Annotated in this window: 13 protein-coding genes; 6 read left to right on the forward strand and 7 right to left on the reverse strand. The window is 69.0% G+C overall.

What is annotated here, in order from left to right:
* The 3 genes from dnaK to LDL49_RS32965 all read right to left on the reverse strand — a co-directional run bounded on the left by dnaK (window position 1) and on the right by LDL49_RS32965 (window position 5776).
* Window positions 1-1899 carry a molecular chaperone DnaK gene (dnaK, locus tag LDL49_RS32955; RefSeq protein ID WP_225296859.1) on the reverse strand — a complete coding sequence of 633 codons (1899 nt, stop codon included), beginning with the start codon at window positions 1897-1899 and terminating at the stop codon, window positions 1-3.
* 12 nt (window positions 1900-1911) lie between these two features.
* On the reverse strand, window positions 1912-2388 hold the full coding sequence (locus LDL49_RS32960; protein ID WP_225296861.1) for a YflT domain-containing protein: 477 nt from the start codon (window positions 2386-2388) through the stop codon (window positions 1912-1914).
* Between the two features lie 247 nt (window positions 2389-2635).
* Complete coding sequence (locus LDL49_RS32965) at window positions 2636-5776, reverse strand: helix-turn-helix transcriptional regulator (RefSeq protein ID WP_225296863.1); 3141 nt, start codon at window positions 5774-5776, stop codon at window positions 2636-2638.
* A gap of 333 nt (window positions 5777-6109) precedes the next feature.
* On the opposite strand from LDL49_RS32965, the gene LDL49_RS32970 reads away from it, so the two are divergent.
* On the forward strand, window positions 6110-9031 hold the full coding sequence (locus LDL49_RS32970; protein ID WP_225296864.1) for a glycoside hydrolase domain-containing protein: 2922 nt from the start codon (window positions 6110-6112) through the stop codon (window positions 9029-9031).
* A 66-nt stretch (window positions 9032-9097) separates the two neighbouring features.
* Here LDL49_RS32970 and LDL49_RS32975 read toward each other — a convergent pair whose 3' ends face one another.
* Entirely contained in the window at window positions 9098-10249 is a 1152-nt protein-coding gene (locus LDL49_RS32975) for an ROK family transcriptional regulator (protein WP_225296866.1), read from the reverse strand.
* Between the two features lie 79 nt (window positions 10250-10328).
* On the opposite strand from LDL49_RS32975, the gene LDL49_RS32980 reads away from it, so the two are divergent.
* From LDL49_RS32980 to LDL49_RS33000, 5 genes are all read left to right on the forward strand, one after another.
* On the forward strand, window positions 10329-11591 hold the full coding sequence (locus LDL49_RS32980) for a Gfo/Idh/MocA family protein (RefSeq protein ID WP_308016225.1): 1263 nt from the start codon (window positions 10329-10331) through the stop codon (window positions 11589-11591).
* Window positions 11584-12837: an ABC transporter substrate-binding protein gene (locus tag LDL49_RS32985; RefSeq protein ID WP_225296869.1), complete on the forward strand. Its 1254-nt coding sequence runs from the start codon at window positions 11584-11586 to the stop codon at window positions 12835-12837. The genes LDL49_RS32980 and LDL49_RS32985 overlap by 8 nt, the downstream gene beginning before the upstream one ends.
* Entirely contained in the window at window positions 12834-13715 is an 882-nt protein-coding gene (locus LDL49_RS32990) for a carbohydrate ABC transporter permease (RefSeq protein WP_225296871.1), read from the forward strand. Before LDL49_RS32985 ends, LDL49_RS32990 begins: the two co-directional genes overlap by 4 nt.
* Window positions 13712-14578 (forward strand): carbohydrate ABC transporter permease, encoded by an 867-nt coding sequence (locus LDL49_RS32995; protein ID WP_225296872.1) that lies wholly within the window; start codon window positions 13712-13714, stop codon window positions 14576-14578. The genes LDL49_RS32990 and LDL49_RS32995 overlap by 4 nt, the downstream gene beginning before the upstream one ends.
* 93 nt (window positions 14579-14671) lie before the next feature.
* Window positions 14672-14914 (forward strand): hypothetical protein, encoded by a 243-nt coding sequence (locus LDL49_RS33000; RefSeq protein ID WP_225296874.1) that lies wholly within the window; start codon window positions 14672-14674, stop codon window positions 14912-14914.
* Window positions 14915-15141: 227 nt separating this feature from the next.
* Here the strand turns inward: LDL49_RS33000 and LDL49_RS33005 are convergent, their stop codons facing one another.
* The 3 genes from LDL49_RS33005 to LDL49_RS33015 all read right to left on the reverse strand — a co-directional run bounded on the left by LDL49_RS33005 (window position 15142) and on the right by LDL49_RS33015 (window position 17934).
* Complete coding sequence (locus LDL49_RS33005) at window positions 15142-16011, reverse strand: TauD/TfdA dioxygenase family protein (protein WP_225296876.1); 870 nt, start codon at window positions 16009-16011, stop codon at window positions 15142-15144.
* A gap of 62 nt (window positions 16012-16073) precedes the next feature.
* Window positions 16074-16907, reverse strand: coding sequence for an ABC transporter ATP-binding protein (locus LDL49_RS33010; RefSeq protein ID WP_225296878.1), 834 nt, complete (start codon window positions 16905-16907; stop codon window positions 16074-16076).
* Window positions 16891-17934 (reverse strand): taurine ABC transporter substrate-binding protein, encoded by a 1044-nt coding sequence (locus LDL49_RS33015; protein ID WP_225296880.1) that lies wholly within the window; start codon window positions 17932-17934, stop codon window positions 16891-16893. The genes LDL49_RS33010 and LDL49_RS33015 overlap by 17 nt, the downstream gene beginning before the upstream one ends.
* Between the last annotated feature and the right edge of the window lie 19 nt (window positions 17935-17953).

The following is a 17953-nucleotide window of genomic DNA, read 5'->3' on the forward strand; positions in this document are numbered from 1 at the left end:
TCACTCCGAGTCGGATGTGGTGAACTCGGCGTCGATCACGTCCTCGTCGCGCCCGGCCGCGGTCTCCGCCCTGCCCTGCGGCGGTACACCGGCCTGCCCCTCCGGCCGGCCGCTGACCGCGAGCCCGTGGTACACCTGCTGGAGTTCGCCGCTGAGGCTGCGCAACCGGTCGAGCGGCGCCTCTTCCTTGACCGCCTGCCGCGCGTCCTGGACGAGTTGCTCCGCACGCGCCTTCTCGTGGACGGGCACGCCGTCGCCGAGCTCCTGCAGGCGGCGTTCCACCTGGTAGGCGACCGAGTCCAGCTCGTTGCGGGCGTCGATCGCCTCCCGGAGCCGGGCGTCCTCGGTGCGGTGCTGCTCAGCTTCGGCCACCATCCGCTCGATGTCCTGCTTGTCCAGGTTGGAGCTCTCGGTGATGGTGATCCGCTGCTCGGCACCGGTGTCCTTGTCACGGGCGGTGACGTTGAGTATGCCGTTGGCGTCGATGTCGAAGGTGACCTCGATCTGCGGTTCTCCGCGCGGCGCGGGCCGGATGTTCTCCAGCCGGAAGCGCCCGAGCACCCGGTTGTCGGCCGCGCGCTCCCGCTCCCCCTGGAGGATCACGATGTCGACGGCGCTCTGGTTGTCGTCGGCCGTGCTGAAGGTCTCGGTCCGGCGGGCCGGGATCGTGGTGTTGCGTTCGATGACCTTGGTCATGACGCCGCCGAGCGTCTCGACGCCCAGCGAGAGAGGCGTGACGTCGAGCAGGACGACGTCCTCGACCTCGCCCTTGAGGATCCCGGCCTGGATCGCCGCGCCGATGGCCACGACCTCGTCCGGGTTCACCGTCATGTTGGGGTCCTTGCCGCCGGTGAGCCTGCGCACGAGGTTCTGCACGGCGGGGATCCTGGTCGAGCCGCCGACGAGGATCACCTCGTCGATGTCCGAGGGCCTGAGCTTGGCGTCCTCCATCGCCTGCTCCACGGGATGGACGCAGCGCTCCACCAGGTCGGCGGTGATCTGCTCGAACGTGGAGCGCATGAGCGTGGTGTTGAGGTGCTTCGGCCCCGCGGCGTCTGCCGTGATGAACGGCAGGCTGATCGTGGTCTGGGTCACCGCCGACAGCTCGACCTTGGCCTTCTCCGCCGCTTCGAACAGCCGCTGCAGGGCCTGCGGGTCGCGGCGCAGGTCGATGCCCTGGTCCTTCTGGAACTCGTCGGCCAGGTAGTCGACGATCCGCCGGTCGAAGTCGTCGCCGCCGAGGTGTCCGTCGCCGGAGGTCGAACGTACCTCGACAACCCCCTCACCGATGTCCAGGATGCTGACGTCGAAGGTGCCGCCGCCCAGGTCGAAGACCAGCACGGTCTCGTTGGCCTTCTTGTCCAGCCCGTAGGCCAGCGCGGCGGCGGTCGGCTCGTTGATGATCCGCAGGACTTCCAGCCCCGCGATGCGGCCCGCGTCCTTGGTCGCCTGGCGCTGGGCGTCGTTGAAGTAGGCCGGGACCGTGATGACCGCCTCGGTCACCTTCTCGCCGAGATACTTCGCCGCGTCGGCGACGAGCTTCCTCAGCACCAGGGCCGAGACCTCCTCCGGCGCGTACTGCTTGTCGCCGACCTGGAAGCGTACCGACCCGTCCGGCCCCTCCACCACGTCGAAGGAGACCGCGTTGAGTTCGTTCGCGACCTCGTTGTAGCGGCGGCCGATGAACCGCTTGGCGGAGTAGATCGTCCCCTTGGGGTTGAGTATGGCCTGCCGGCGGGCCAGCTGGCCGACCAGCCGCTCGCCCTGGTCGGTGAACGCCACCACCGACGGTGTCGTCCGTGACCCCTCCGCGTTGGGAATGACCGTGGGCTGACCGTCCTCTGTGGCGGCGATCACCGAGTTGGTCGTGCCGAGATCGATACCGACTGCTTTCGCCATGGCGAGCTCCCCCTAGCCGCTTGTCTTGCCGAGCAGTTCCTGGGCCCGGGTCGCGTGTTCGGATTCGACGAGGACGTCGTACTTGTCGGCTACCAGCCCGCTCTCCGAGACGAAGTCCCGGCGGCCGCCGTGTACCGAGTGCGAGATCAGGCCGTAGATCGCTCCGGCGACCAGCCCCCACAGCAGGCCCCACAGCAGCAGGCCGACCATGGCCGAGGGCCTGGGCGCGAAGAAGATCCCCAGGAACAGGCCGATGAGCACACCGAACCAGGCTCCGGACGCGGCGCCCAACCCGGCGGCGCGCAGGTACGTCATGCGCGAGACCACCCGCTCCACCGAGCGCAGTCCCACTCCCACGATGAGCGTTCCCTGTACCGGGAACCCGTGGTCGGACAGGAAGTCCACGGCCTTCTCGGCCTCGGCGTACGTCGAATAACTGGCGACCGGGACCCGGTTCGCGGTGATCGGGCCCGGTGATGCTAGAGACACGGCTCCTCCTCGCGTTCAGGCGGAATACCTCTGCTTACGTTTTCGCGTGCGTACGCTTTCGAGGCTTCTCCGGGCATCCGTCCGCCACATCCCCTAGGTGTGTAGTCATCACCATCTACGTAGTGATCACCGTCTGTGCGGGCGTTACCGTGTGTGCCGTGATTAAGGCGTGGGCCGTGATTACGGCCTGTGCGGTCGTTACGGCCTGTGTGGTCATCTGTGTGGTCACGGCCCGCCCCCGCCCTGCTCAGGCTCCCGCCACGCCGGACGGGCCGGGCTCCACCCTTCCCTGCGACACCACGAGACGGACGAGCTCGATGCGGGAGTTGATCTGCAGCTTGCGGTAGACGTGCCGCAGGTGGAAGGCCACCGTGTGCACGCTGATGAACGTCTGCTCGGCGATCCGCCGGTTGGTCCATCCGTCGGCGACGAGCAGCGAGATGTTCCGCTCGGTCTCGGTGAGGCTGTCCCAGCCGGAGACCGGCCGCTCGGCGTAGCTCCAGTGGCGGTGGCGGACTCCCATGCCGCGCAGCCTCTGGCGGACGCGCGCCGAGTCCCTGACGGAACCGATGTCCTGGTAGATCGCGAGGGCGCGATCCAGGTCGCCGGCCGCTTCCTCGGGCCGCCCGGCAGCGAGGAGCGCCACTCCGAGGTCCTCCACGGCCGAGGCCCGCGCCCACCCGTCGTCCGTCCGCCCGGCGGCCTGGGCGAGGGCGTCACAGTCGCCATCGAGCAGGCCGCGGGCGTGCGCGGCCGAGGCGACCAGCGCGGCGAACCCCGGGTTGGCCTCGCTCAGCGCCTCCGCAGTGGCCACGACGGCCTCGGCCGCCGGGCGGTCATCGGCGGCGAGGGCAACGCGAACCATCCACGCGCTCGCGATGGGGTCCACGGCGAGCATCGAGCGCAGCCGCCCGCGTTGTGCGGGAGAGTCCGCGAGCCCGAGCGCGGCGGAAATGCCTGCCTCCCCGTCTGGGGCAGGAGGATCCGCGAGCCCGTGTGGGGCGGGAAGGTCCGCCTGTCCGCGTGGAACGGGAGGGTCTGGCTGCCCGCGCGGAGCAGCAGAGTTCGCGAGCCCGCGCGGAGCGAGAGAGTCCGCGAGCCCGCTTGGAGCGGAAAGATCCGGCTGCCTGCGTGAGGCGGAAAGATCCGACTGCCCGCTTGGGGCGGAAAGGTCCGCGAGCAGCGTCATCGCGCTCAGCGGTCCGTCGCGTATCTCGGCGACCTGTGCCGTCAGCAGGGCATGCCGTGGATGGCCGTCGAGTGGGCTACCGGCGCCGTCCGCGACGTACCGCGATGCCGCGCGCAGGTCGCCGCGGCGCAGCGCGACGGTGGCGAGGACGGCGTTGGCCACCATGGCGGGCAGCGGGGTGCCCAAGGCGGTGGCCAGGTCCAGGGCTCTCTCCGCCTCGGTGACGGCGTCGGCGAAACGGCCCGCGGCGAGCTCGGCCCGGGCCTCCAGAGCGGAGGCGTCCGCGGTCCAGGTCAGATGTCCGTCGGCGGACATGTCCGCACGAGCCTCCCGGAGGATCGCGCGGGCCTCGTCGAGCCGGTGGATGTCCATGAGCAGCGCGGCGGAGACGAGCAGGGAGTCGTAGGGATGCATGGGTGGCTCGTCCGTCCCGGCCGGCCGCTCGTCCGTGACGGCCAGCCGCCGGGCATCCTCGGCGAACGCCAGCGCCTCGGAGAGCCGCCCCGCTTCCCACTCGGTGACCGTGAGCGCCACCAGGGCCGCGATCTGGGCCGCCGGACCGTGCCGGGCGCCGCCTTCCAGGACCTCGTACGCGTACTCCCGGGCGGCCGTGCCCGAATCCCGCAGGCGCGTCAGGGCGTACAGCCGGACCAGGACCGCCCGATCTCGCACGTGGCCTGGCAGGTCGGGTACGGCCAGCACCGTCTCGGCCTGCCGCAGGGCCTCGTCGATCCGGCCGGTCAGATACAGGATGTCCGCCAGGAGGCAACGCAGTTCGGCCACGTTGGCCGCCGGGTCGCGATCGGCCAAACCCCCGTTGACCAGCCGCTCGGCCTCCTGCAACCGCCCCCCGACGATCGCCGCGTCGATGAGGCCAGCCAGGTGACCGTTGCCGAGACCGAGACTGGGGCCCAGATCGGGGCCGAGGCCGGGGGTGTGGCCGGGGCTGGAGCTGGGGCCGCCGGGGAAGTGGCCGGGACCGGAACTGGGACCGGAACTGGAACTGGGACCGGGACCGGGACCGGAGCCAGAGCTGGGGCCGGAGCTGGAGACGCCCGGTGATCGGCTCGCCGGTTCGGTGTAGGCATCCGGTGACCGGTCCGCCGCCCCGGAGTAGACATCCGGCAGCTGGCCCGCCGGTTCGGCGTAGACGTCCCCTGGCCGGTTCGCCGGTTCGGCCTGGGTGCGGGCGCCGAGTTGGTCCAGCAGCGCGTGCCGTACCGGCTGCGGGACCCGCGTGGCGACCACGAGCCTGACCAGTTCGTGGCGGAAGGCGAGGCCCTGCGGGGTGGCGGCCAGGATGCCCGCCGCCATGCACTCCTCGACCAGGGGAAGCAGGGCGGCCGGTGTGGTGCCCAGCAGTGACGCGGCCTGTTCCGGCGAGAGGGACCGGCCGAGCACGGCGACGGTCTCCACCAGGTTTCTGGCGCCTGCGCTGAGGGCGTCGATCCAGTGGCGTACGACCATCCGCAGCCGGTGGGGAACGTACGCGTGCGGCAGGCCGCCTCCCTCGGCCCCGGCTCCCAGCCGCCCTTCGTCCCGGAGACCGGCGAGCAGCTCGCTGATCAGCAGCGGATTGCCGCCGGCGCCGCCCGCCAGGGCCAGCAGGGCCGGCTCGGGTGGCGCCCCGAGCGTCTCCGTCATCAGCCCGACGACCGCCTCCGGCGAGAGGGGCGCGAGCTCGACCCTGGCGGCTCCTTCTCGCTCCAGGAGGTCGAACAGGAAAGCGGCCTGGCCCTGTTCCACGGCGGTGGATCGGCTCAGCAGCCAGCCGATGGGCCGGGCCGCGAGTACGTGGTGCAGGGCGCGCAGCACCATCAGCGTCATCGGGTCCGCCCAGTGCAGGTCGTCGAGCACGACCAGCACCGGTCCCGTGGCCCGTTCCTCGAGGCCGGATCTCAGGCGTTCGAGGGTACGCGCCCGCGAGTCGCCGGGATCGCCGCCGGCGGCCGGCTCAAAGCGCAGATCGAGAGCCTGGTACAGCATTCCGCAGGGGATCAGCTCGCCCAGCTCCCCCGGGCCGCCTTGGAGCACGCGGATGTGGCGCTCACCCGCGGCGCGGGCGGCTTCGGTGAGCAGGCGGGTCCGGCCTGCCCCCGGTTCGCCGTCCACCAGCAGTGTCCCGGCCGCGCCCCCCTCTATCGTGCGCAGCAGGGTGTCGACGCAGTGCCATTCCCGATCGCGTTCCCACATTCGCATCCCCCAATTCCTGCTTTCCGTGCAGAGAGCGGCGAACCTCATGCAGGGGGAGATTTTTCGCATTTCCCCTGATAGATGACTGCATGTGTCGGGGATGTGGGGCGACGCCGGCCGCGTCGTAGGTGAGGCTGTGGGCGCCGCCGTGCGCGTGCGCGCGCAGCGGGATGGTGCCCAGGCCGCGGATGATGCCCGATAGCGGACCGCCAGACGAGACACCCCCTTGACCCAGACTTACACAAGAACCCATGATAAGTGGCCATGCGACGTCGAGCCATCCCCTTACTCTGCGCCACCCTGCTGCTCGCGCCATTCGCACCATTCGTTCCAGCCGCCATGGCTGGTACGAACGCTGCACAGCTATGGGTCGAGAGTCCGCAGAAGACCGTCTACCGCACGACGACGGTCCCCCAGAGTCCGAGCACCTCCATCAACCTCGTAGCCGCCCGCGGTGAGTACGAGAGCGCGCAGATCGCCGTGCGCGCGAAAGAACGGCTGCGCATCGAGCGCGTACGGTTCGGCAACCTGACCGCAGGCGGCAACCGGCGGATCGCCGGAGCCAACCTGAGCTACCATTTCGTCGCCTACAAGGACGACAGCAAGGTCGCGGCGAACCCGTTCTTCCCCGACCGTGAGGGCAACCTGCTCTATCCCGAGTCGGCCATGCCGGACCCGCTGTCCAACGACCGGGCGACCTGGGTCGAGGCCGGCCAGACTCAGCCCATCTTCGTGACCGGCTTCGTGCCACGCGGCACAGCGCCCGGCACCTATCGCGGCACGGCGACGGTCGAGACGAGTCGTGGCACCTACCCGGTCCCGATCCAGTTCAGTGTGCACAGCGTGGAGGTCCCCACGATCGACAAGTCACCGTTCACCAACTACCACTGGACGATGACGAACGGCTTCACCTGGGACGGCTTCAGCTGGAACGGTGCGGCCGGCCAGGCCTACGACGTCGGCAAGTATTACTACGGCGTCGACACCTACAGCGACGCGTGGTTCCGCCTCATGGACGAGTTCGCCCGCAAGCTCGCCGACTATCGCACCAACATGGTCTGGATCCGTACCGACCTGTTCCTGCAGTCCACCGGCACGGAGCTGTCGGACTTCGTCAAGGGAATCCCGAGCGACATCGACTGGACGAACTTCGACCGCTACGTCGAGACATTCAAGCGGCACGGGATCACCAACTTCGCCAACCAGCATCTCGTTCACGCGCTGAACAAGATGCCGGACAACGAGAAGCCCGACGACAGCTGGAACACCAAGCTGCCGGACAGCCTGCCGGTCACCGACGCCTTCCTGACGAACTATCTGACCGCGCTGTACAAGCACCTGAAGAGCAAGGGCTATACGAACGGCCTGACGTGGTATCAGCACATCAGTGACGAGCCCATCACCGCCGACCAGCGCAACCTCTGGACCTATGTCGCGCGCAAGATCAAGCAGATCAATGCCGACCTCGGCGCCGGTTTCCGCACCATGGACGCCGATCCCGACGGCATCCTGCTCGACGACAGGACCAAGCCCTACGTCGACACGTGGGTTCCGCTGACACCGGCATTCGAGCGTAAGAAGGCCGACTACAGGGCACAACAGGCCGCGGGCCAGGACCTGTGGGTCTACACGTGTGAGGTCAACACCCCCCCGTGGCTCAACCGCTTCTGGACGCAGCCGACGATGACCGGCCGCATGCTGTTCTGGGACCTCGAGCGGGAGGGCGTGCAGGGTCATCTGCACTGGGCGTGGAACGCCTGGTACGTGGGTCCCTGGAAGGGCGACTCCTACATCGTCTATCCCGACAAGGCCAACTTGACGGTGAAGAGCAGCCTGCGTCTCGAGGCACAGCGCGATGGTCTCGAAGACTACGAGCTCCTCTACATCCTGAAGAAGCGCAACCCGGCCCTGGCGAAGCAGATCGTCGACAGCGCGATCAGCCCCGAGGACCCGCGGCGCTACACACTCGACCCGGCCTATCTCGACGCTCTGCACGGCTACCTCGTGCGGGCGGCCGCGGGCGAGGCCGTCGGCGCGATTCCCGACCCGACCAGCCCCTATGAGGGGCAGGATGTGCCGGGTACATTCCTGCTCGACAGCACCGACGACGCCATCGGCTACTCCGCCGGCTGGGCGCCGCGGCAGCGCCAGTCCGCCTACCTCGGCAGCGTCCACATCAGCAAGACCGCCGGCGACAAGGCGACCTACGAGTTCAACGGCACCGGCATCGACGCGTTCTTCGAGAAGAACACGACGACCGGAAAGGTGTCCGTGTCGGTCGACGGCGGGCCGGCGACGGTGATCGATCTCTACGAGGCGGTCCAGTACGACCGCTTCACCGCCTATCGAAAGACCGGGTTGACACCTGGCAAGCACCGGGTACAGATCACCAATCTCGAGAACAAAGAGGTGCGGTTCGACGGATTCCGCGTGCGTCTCGCACCCGGCCAGCAGCACTTCGACGCGACCTTGACGGATTTGAAGCTCACCGACGTCTCGGAATTCACCTTCGAGGGCCATCGCGGCGACTATGCGCTGCTCGTCGACCAGGGAGCGAGCAGCGTCGGCCTGACCCCCACGCTGACCGACGCCGGCGGCACGATCACCGTCGACGGCAGACCCGTCGCCAACGGCGCGACCGTCGACGTCAACGTGGCGAACGGCAAGAACAAGGTCGAGATCCGCACGCTGGCAAGCGATGGCCAGACCACGAAGACCTACGGGCTCACGCTCGTGAAGGGCGCGGTGAACACGGCGGAGGCCAACATCGCCCGCAGTCATTCGGCGGTGTCGGCTTCGGCGGCCCGTGACGGCGATGGCGGCGTGCAGTACGGCCCGCAGAAGATGGTCGACGGCGAATACGGCACGATGTTCGCCGCCAAGCAGGGCTACACCGACGCGAATCCGTTCCCGCACGAGATCGTGCTGGACTGGAACGAGCCGAAGGCGTTCAACACGCTCGTGGTCGCGACCCGTGGTGGCATTCCACAGGGCCTGACCGATGTCGACGTCGAGGTCTCGGCCAACGGCACCGACTGGTCGACCGCCGCGCGGGGCGTCACGTTCCGGTGGACGCACGATGACGACGACGGAGTCATGGAGTATTCGGTCGCCGCTCTTCCCGACCTGCAAGGCGTCAGGAAGCTGCGCCTGAAGATCAACGATGCGAACTACACCCGCTGGAGCATGTACGCCGTCTATGAGCTGGAGCTCTACAACCTGCCGGCTCTGCGCGCGGCGACGAGCGGCCAGACCAGGTAACCCCCCGCGCCCGTCGCCTTGGTCAGGCGACGGGCGCCGGCCGCGGTAGCGCGAGAGCGGTGATCGTCAAGCGGATGGCTTGGGGAGGGGGGCGTCGAAGTCGTAGAGGCGGGCGTCGACGTGATCGAGCGCGCGCCGTACCGCGCCCAGGACCACTGCCTGCTCCCCCAGGTCGGAGATCACCACCACCGGTGGTTCGAGGCAGAACGGGTCCAGGTGCCGGCGCACCGGCGCGAGCAGCACGTTGCCCGAGCGTGAGACGCCACCGCCGATCACCACCAGCTCGGGATCCACGGTCAGCACCAGCGCGGCGATGCCTTCGGCCAGGTCGCGCGCGTACTGGTCGACCGCCCACTGCGCGGCCGGGTCGCCGGATCTGGCCGCGGCGAAGACCTGGGCGGCGGCGTCCTGTGGCGCCGTGCCGGACGGCAGGCCCTGAAAACCGGTCAGATGGACGGGCGCGCGGTGCCAGCCGACCAGCGGCAGCGCGCCGATCTCGCCCGCGCCGCCCCTGGCTCCTTTGAGCAGCTTGCCGTCCACCACGATGCCCGCGCCCGTGCGCACGCCGGACAGCACGAACACCAGGTCGTCGATGTCACGGGCCTGGCCGCGCCAGCGCTCGGCGAGCGCGGCCAGGTTGCAGTCGTTCTCCACCAGCACGGGGCAGTCGAAGCTCGCCCGCAGCTCACCCGCCAGGTCGAGGCCGGTCCACTCGGGAAGGCCGACCGACAGCTTCACCACGCCCTCGGAGGTCACCACGCCGGTGGTGCCCACGCAGACAGCGGCGATGCGGTCGGCGGTCAGCCCGGCGGCCTCCAGGGCGCCCGCGATCGCCCTCCTGAGGCCGGCCAGTCGCTCGACGCGGCCGGCGGTGGCGGCGGTCTGCTCGTCGTGCGCGGCCAGGACCGTGCCCTCCAGATCGGCGACGGCGGCCCGCAGGGTGTAGGAGCCTATGTCGATTCCGAGCACGTAACCTCCCGCCGCGTGGAAGGTGAACAACCTGGCCGGCCGCCCCATCTGGCCGCTCTCCGGCGGCAGTTCCCTGAGCCAGCCCGCCGCCAGCAGCTCCTCGACCAGGCCCTCCACGGTCGGCCTGGACAGCGCGGCCGCCTTGGCGAGGTCGGTCAGGCCGAGCGGGCCCTGCGACCGGACCGTGCGGAGCGTCGTCACGAGATTGATCCGGCGAAGCCGCGAGGTGTCGCCGCCGCGAATGGTCACGCATGCCCCCTTGACAGATGCTATGGCGGAGAAATAAAAACAACCTTCATTAGTAATGTACAGCCCTTGGGGGATGCGGATGCTCACTCTTGCCGTGATCGGAGCGGGCCTGCGCGGCACCGGTTATGCCCGGCTGGCACGCGAAGGCGGACTGGCCGAGGTCGTGGCCGTCGCCGAGCCCGACCAGGACAGGCGGGCGACCTTCGCGGCCGAGCACGGCATCCCGGCCGAGCGCGTTTTCGCCGACTGGAGGGACCTGCTGGCCGGCGAGCGGCTGGCCGACGCGGTGATCGTGGCCACGCAGGACCGCCTGCACCTCCAACCGACCGTACGCGCGGCCGAGTTGGGCTACCACATCCTGCTGGAAAAGCCGATGGCGCCGACGGAGGAGGACGCCGCGGCCATCGCCGCGGCCGCCGACCGCAGTGGCGTGATCCTGGCGGTCTGCCATGTGATGCGCTACGCGCCCTACACCACCAGGCTCAAGGCGCTCCTCGACGAGGGCAGGATCGGCCAGATCATGAACATCCAGCACCTGGAGCAGGTCGGCTGGTGGCACCAGGCACACTCCTTCGTCAGGGGGAACTGGCGGAACGAGGCCGAGTCGGCCCCGATGCTCCTCGCCAAAGCGTGCCATGATCTTGACTGGATCGTGCACATCAAGGGCGAGGTGCCCGAGCGCGTCTCCTCCTTCGGCAAGCTCGTCCACTTCACCAAGGAGAGCAGGCCCGCCGGTGCCGCCGATCGGTGCCTGGACTGCTCGATAGAACCCACCTGCCCCTACTCGGCCAGACGGTTGTACATGGAGTGCCTCGCCGAGCCGGCCCGGCACTACTGGCCACTCGGCGCCGTCACCCGCGACTTCACCGAGGACGGCGTGCTCACAGCCCTGCGCGAGGGCCCGTACGGCAGGTGCGTCTACGCCTGCGACAACGACGTGGTGGACAGCCAGGTGGTGATCATGGAGTTCGCCGACGGCACGAGCGCCACCTGCACCGTGACCGCGTTCGGCGCGCTCGAGCACAGGAAGACCAGGGTCTTCGGCACGCACGGCTCGATCGAGGGCGACGGCGAGACGCTCCGCGTCCACGACTTCCTCACCAACGAGGTATCGGTGATCGACACCCTCGCCACCGGGGGCGCCTCAGCCGCCTCGGGGCACGGAGGGGGTGACGGGGCACTGCTGGAAGCGTTCGTCGCCGCCGTACGCGACAACAACCCGGCCCTGATCCCGACCGACGCGCAGGCCAGCCTCGCCACTCACAGGGTGGTCTGGGCCGCCGAACAGGCCAGACACACCCGAACCGTCGTTTCGATAGGAAAGGCCCCCCACCATGCGTAAATTAACGGCTGTCCTGCTGATCGGTGCCCTCGGCCTGGCCGCCTGCGGCAAGAAGAACAGCGGCGAACCCGCCCAGCAGTCACTGTCCTACCGCTCGTCCTGGGGCGCGGCGGAACCCCAGTCGAAGATCATTAAGACGATCTTCGACGATTTCGCCAAGGAGACCGGCACCAAGGTCGACGTGAAGTTCGTCGGCCGCACCGGCAACGAGAACCTCAACGCCGAGATGGCCTCCGGCCAGGGCCCCGACCTGTTCGACACCACCACCGGCGACATCGACACGCTGACCGCCCAGCAGATCGTCGGCCCGATGGACGACGTGGAGAACGCGCGGGTCCCCGGCGAGGGCAAGACGGTCAAGGAGGTGCTCCCCGAGCCGGTACGGCGGGCCTCCTCCGGCAAGAACGGCCTGGCCTTCCTCCCGCACACGATCATCTCCACCGCCGTCTGGTACAACGCGGCCAAGCACCCCGGGCTGAACCCGCAGACCTGGGAGGAGTTCATCGCCTTCCTCGACGAGTCCAAGAAGGCCGGCCGTACCCCGATCGGTCAGGACGGCACCATCGCCTTCTACAACGTGTACTGGTTCTACAGCCTGCTGGTGGGTGCCAACGGCGCGGGGAGCCTCGCCGAGCTGGCCAAGGACCCGGCCAACTGGGACAAGCCCCAGGTGCTCGACGCGGCGAAGAAGGTCGAGCAGCTCGCCAAGGGCGGCTACTTCCAGCGGGACTTCATGGCGACCAAGTTCCCCGCCGCACAGAACGCCTGGGCGCAGGACAAGTACGACCTGAACCTCAACGGCACCTGGCTGGCCAGCGAGGTCCAGCCCCAGCTGGCTCCCGGCTTCAAGGTCGCCTCGTTCCAGATCCCCACCGGCGGTAAGAAGTCCATCGAGGTGGGAACCCTCGGCTGGGGCGTGAACGCCAAGGGCAAGAACGTCGCCACGGCCAAGAAGTTCCTGGCTTTCGCGCTGCAGAAGAAGTACATGGAGCAGTTCTCCACCGTGGCGCTGAACATCTCCTCGCGCGGCGACGTGCCCGCGCCCCCGCACATGGCGGACGTGCAGAAGGCGGTGCTGGAGGCCAAAGAGACGCACCTGAGCTACGACTACGCGGGCGCCGACAAGACCTGGTGGGGCGATATGTTCCTGCCCCTGAGCGACAAGCTCCTGTCCGGCAAGATCGACGCGGCCACGTTCGTCCGCGAGGGCAAGAAGCGCACGGCCGAGCACCTGGCGACCGGATGAAAACCTATGAACGGGCCTTCTGGCCCTTTCTGCTGCCCGCGCTCCTGGTCTACACCCTGCTGTTCGTCGCGCCGTCACTGTTCGGGATCTGGGTCGGCTTCACCAAATGGTCGGGACCCGGCTCGGAGATGACCTGGCGTGGGCTGGACAACTACGTGGCGCTGCTGCACAACGAGGTCTTCACCACGGCCTTCACCAACACCTTCGTGATGGCGACCGTCGGCGGGATCCTGATCTTCGGCTCTACCTTCCTGGCCATGGTCGTGCTCAGGCAACTCAAGGGGCGGGCCTTCATCCGGGCCGTCGTCTTCCTGCCGATGGTGATCTCGATCATCGCGATCGGCGCGGCGGTGGGCTTCCTGCTCAACCCCGAGGGCGCGGTCAACACCGTGCTCGAGTGGATCGGCCTGGACCCGCAGCCCTGGCTCGGCCCCGACATGGTGTTCCGCTGCATCGTGGGCGGCCTGGTCTGGTCGAGCACCGGCTTCTACGTCGCGCTGATGATGTCGGCGGCCGACGCCATCCCGACCCACGTGTATGAGGACGCCCAGCTCATCGGGGCCACCAAATGGGAGCAGTTCCGGCACATCACGCTGCCGTTGACCTGGGACGTCTTCGCTGTCGCCGCCGTACTCTGGGTGGTCGGCAGCCTGAAGATCTTCGACATCGTGCTGGCCTTCACCACCGCGGGAACCGCTGCCGCACCGCCGATCCCCGCCCGCACGATCGCGGTGCAGCAGTACATCGTGGTGAAGGGCGCCGGCCTGCCGGACCTCGGAAGCGCGGCCGCCATGGGCGTGATGACACTCCTTGTAACGGCCGTACTGATCGTGCTGACCCGGCGCATCACCAGACGTGACCGAGTGGAGCTGTCATGAGACGTCTGATCGGGGACATCCTGCTGCCCCGGGCCACGGCCATCGCCTTGTGGGCCTGGGTGGCTTTTAACCTCGCCCTGGTCGGGTGGGTGGGCATCCAGTCGCTGAAGGATTCGGGAGAGGTATGGCTGGACCCGTTCGGCCTGCCGAAGACCCTGCGCTGGGACAATTTCAGCTCGGCGTGGCAGGCGGCGGAGTTCTCCGCCGCGGCCATGAACAGCGTGGTGCTGACCCTGTTCGGATCCGCGATGATCGTGGCCGTGTCCGCCCCGGCCGCCTATGTGCTGGCCCGCTCGAGCCGACGCGTCGCCGGCCACGCGATCAACTACTTCGCGATAGGGCTGAGCATCCCGATCCAGACGATCCTGGTGCCGATCGTGGTGATCAAACTGTCGGTCTACAGCTTCATGGAGGACTGGGTCACCGGCTGGTGGGACAACCGCATCACCTTGCTGGTCTTCCAGGTGGCGCTGTCGGTGCCCTTCGCGGTGTTCGTGCTCACCGGGTACATGCGCTCGCTGCCGCACGAGATCGAGGAGGCGGCCGAGATCGACGGCGCGGGCCCGCTCCGCGCGTTCATCCAGGTCATCGTGCCCGTCGCCAGGCCGGGCCTGACCACCGTGCTGGTGCTCAACGTCATGGGCCTGTGGAACGAGACTCTGCTCGCCCTGCTGATCGCGCCTCTCCCCGAGGAGCGCAACCTGCCCGCCGCGCTCCTCGGTCTGTACAGCAGCATGCAGTACAGCTCCGACTGGGGCGGCATGTTTGCAGGCATCGTGATCCTGGTCTACCCCATGATCGTGCTCTACATCTGGCTGGGCCGCCGCATCGTCGACGGCATGACCGCCGGAATCAGCAGGTGATCGGCGAGATGCGTGCCTTCTCCGTCGATGGCGGCTCATTCCGGCTGGACGGCGCGGAGTTCAGGGTGCTGTCATCTTCCGCACCACGTGGAGGTGGCCGAGCCCGGTGACGCGTTCCTGGCGCTGCCCGGCTGGGGCAAGGGATATGTCTGGATCAACGGCTTCCTGCTGGGCCGCTACTGGAAGCAAGGACCTCAGCAGACCCTGTACGTCCCGGCACCCCTGCTCGAAACGGGCACTAACGAGATCATCCACCTGGAATTGGACCACGTGGGCTCCCTCCTGCAGATCCGCGACCGGCCCGCGCACGACGGTCCGACGTCGCACGCCCGGTAGCCGCGAACTCGCATCGCAACCCACGCGACGACAGAACCCCTGCCCTTGATCGCGGCGCCGGACCTGCTTGAGGAACGAGAGGTCCTGTGGTGGCTGGGGTCTTTCTGGAGGGATGCCCCCTCAGGGGAGCATAAGAAGACGGCCCGACGTGGCAGAGGACCCTTAGGACGCCCGCCCCTCGGGGGAGCGGAAGAACGGATATCCGGCAAGCGGTCGTGGGCACCGCGCTAGACGCGGCTCCTCGGCCCCACGGGGAGGTCGCCGCGCAGGGTGATGCGGTGCATGACGCGGTGGGCGGTGCCGTAGTCGCGGTTGGCGTAGTGAGCGGTGCTGCGGTTGTCCCACATGGCGATGTCGCCGGCGCTCCAGCGGTGGCGGATGATGTGCTCGGGCTTGGTGAGGTGGGCGTAGAGCAGGTCCAGGATGCCGCGGCTCTCGGCCTCCGAGACGCCGACGATGTGCGAGGTGAAGCCCGGGTTGACGAAGATGCCCTTGCGGCCGGTCTCCGGGTGGACGCGGACGACGGGGTGCTCCACCGGATCCAGCCGGGTGACGACGTCGCCGTCCCAGACGCTGCCCTTGCCGCCGCGGCGCTGGGCCAGGTAGTAGCCGAACTCTCGGTTGCCGTCGTGCACCGCGGTGAGCTGGTCGGCCAGGTCGCGGACGGGGGCGGACAGGGAGTCGTAGGCGAGCTGGCTGTCGGCCCAGCTCGTGTCGCCGCCGGTCGGCGGCAGGATGACGGCGCGCAGGATGGAGCCGAGCGGCGGGCGGGGCATGAAGGTGACGTCGGTGTGCCAGATGTCGGCGAAGCCGTTGTCGGTGCTGTCGAGCGCGTAGATCTCCGGGTGCGCCTCGTCCACGCCGCCGACGACGGGGTGGGAGGCGGTCAGCTCACCGAGCCGCCGGCCGAGGGCCACCTGGCCGTCGTCGTCGAGACGCTGCCCGCTGAAGAAGAGCACCTTCCTCTCGGTGAGCGCGGCTCGCACGGCGACCAGGTCGTCGTCGCCGGCGTCGGCCAGGTCCAGCCCTTCGACTTGGGCGCCGAAGTGGGGTCCGAGGGGGTTCAGGGTGAGCCTTGTGGCGGTTCGGGGGGACATGTGGATCGCTCTCCTCTGGGGTGTCAGGCGACGGCTCTGGGGTGTCACGGGGCTCTGAAGTGTCAGGCGGCGGCAGTGCGTACGGCCTGGCTGACCGTGGCCCGCAAAGCGGCGTATTCGGGCAGGGCGCGCAGCTCGTCGGGCTCCAGGCCGGTGCGCGGCAAGGGGATGTCCAGGTCGAGGGCGATCCGGCCGGGTCTCCTGGTGAGCACCACGACGCGGCTGCCCAGGAACACCGCCTCCTCGACGCTGTGCGTGACGAACACCGACGTGCGGCCGGTCTGGGCGCTCACCCGGCGCAGGTCCTCTTGGAGCCGCTCGCGGGTGAGCGCGTCCAGCGCGGCGAACGGCTCGTCGAGCAGCAGGAGCGGGTTGTCGCTCGCCATCGCCCGGGCGATGGCGACGCGTTGCCGCTGGCCGCCGGACAGCTGCCAGATCCGGCGGTGCGCGACGTTGTCCAGGCCCACGCGTCGCAGGAGTTCGGGGACGTGGCGGGCGCGCTCCTCACGGGGCACGCCCGCGTACCGCAGGGCCAGCTCGACGTTGCCGCCCACGCTCTTCCAGGGGAACAACCGGGGTTGCTGGAAGACGATGCCGGCGCCCCTGCCGGGCACGGGCCGCTCGCCACCGGTCCGTACGGTGCCGGAGGTGGGCTGCTCGAAGCCGGCGATCAGCCGCAGCAGGGTGCTCTTGCCGCAGCCGGACGCACCGACGATCACGAGGAACGAGCCCTGCGGGACTTCGAGCGAGATGGGCCCCAGGGCGGTCACGGCGTCGGCGCCCGTGCCGTACACGTGCTCGACCTCATGCGCGTGGACGGCGGCCGCACCGTTCGCACCATTCGCAGTGTTCGCCCGCACGGCGGCCGCGCTGATGGCGTCAGGGGGCGAGGACATCGGGCAGCCCCTTGGTGTAGATGGCCTGCTGCACGGTCGCGAGGTCGGGTACGGCGTCGATCTTCTGCTGGTCCTTGAGGAACCGCGCGGCGGCGACCAGGTTCTGTGCCAGCCCGCCGACCTTGCTCGGCGTGCCCAGCCATTCGGCGGCCGCCAGGTCGGCGGGTTTGAGGAAGACTCCCTGGCTGAGCTGGTCCTTGGCATCGTCCTTGGCCAGGTTCAGCTCGGCGGCCACGGACTGGGCCGCCGCGTCGGGATCGTCGGCGATCAGCTGCAGCGCCTTGGCCTCGACCTTGCGCCAGGCATCGACCGCGTCCGGGTGCGCCTGGACGAAGGCGGTGGAGACCACGCCGAGGTCCAGCGTGGGCTTGCCCGCCGTGGCCAGCCGGCGGCTGCTGATCAGGGTCTTGCCGCTCTTCTTCAGCTCCTTCAGGCTCGGCAGCCAGGTGTAGGCGGCGTCGATGTCACCGCGCGTCCAGGAGGCCAGGATGTCCTGTGGTTCGAGGTCGATGAGGTTCACCTCCGACTCGGCCACGCCCGCCTGGCTCAGCGCCGACAGCAGGCTGTAGTGGGCGGTGGAGGCGAAGGGGGTGGCGACCTTCTTGCCGCGCAGGTCCTTGACCGCCGAGACGCCGCTCCCGTTCCGGGCGACCAGGGCCTCGTTGTCACCGGCCACGTCCAGCACGAACGCCACCTGGTACGGGATGTTCAACGGAGCCGACAGCCCACGCGCGACCGGGCTCGAGCCGATGGCGGCGATGTCGACGCTCTTGGCCACGAAGGCGGTGTTGATGCTGGCGCCGGAGTCGAACTTGGTCCATTGGATGCTGTAGCCGGGAAGTGCCTGCTCCAGCCATTTCTTGTTCTTCACGATGAGGTCGCCGCTGGGAAAGGCCTGGTAGGCGATGCGGATGGTCTTGGCCTTCTTCCCGCCGCCGCCTCCCGCGGACGCGGTCCCGTTGCCGCAGCCGGCCAGGGCTGCGATCAGTACGACGGAGAGCAGGGCTGTGAGACGCGGTCGTGACATGGCACGCTTCCTTACGGGG

The sequence above is a fragment of the Nonomuraea aurantiaca genome, from assembly GCF_020215705.1.
GTDB lineage: Bacteria > Actinomycetota > Actinomycetes > Streptosporangiales > Streptosporangiaceae > Nonomuraea > Nonomuraea aurantiaca.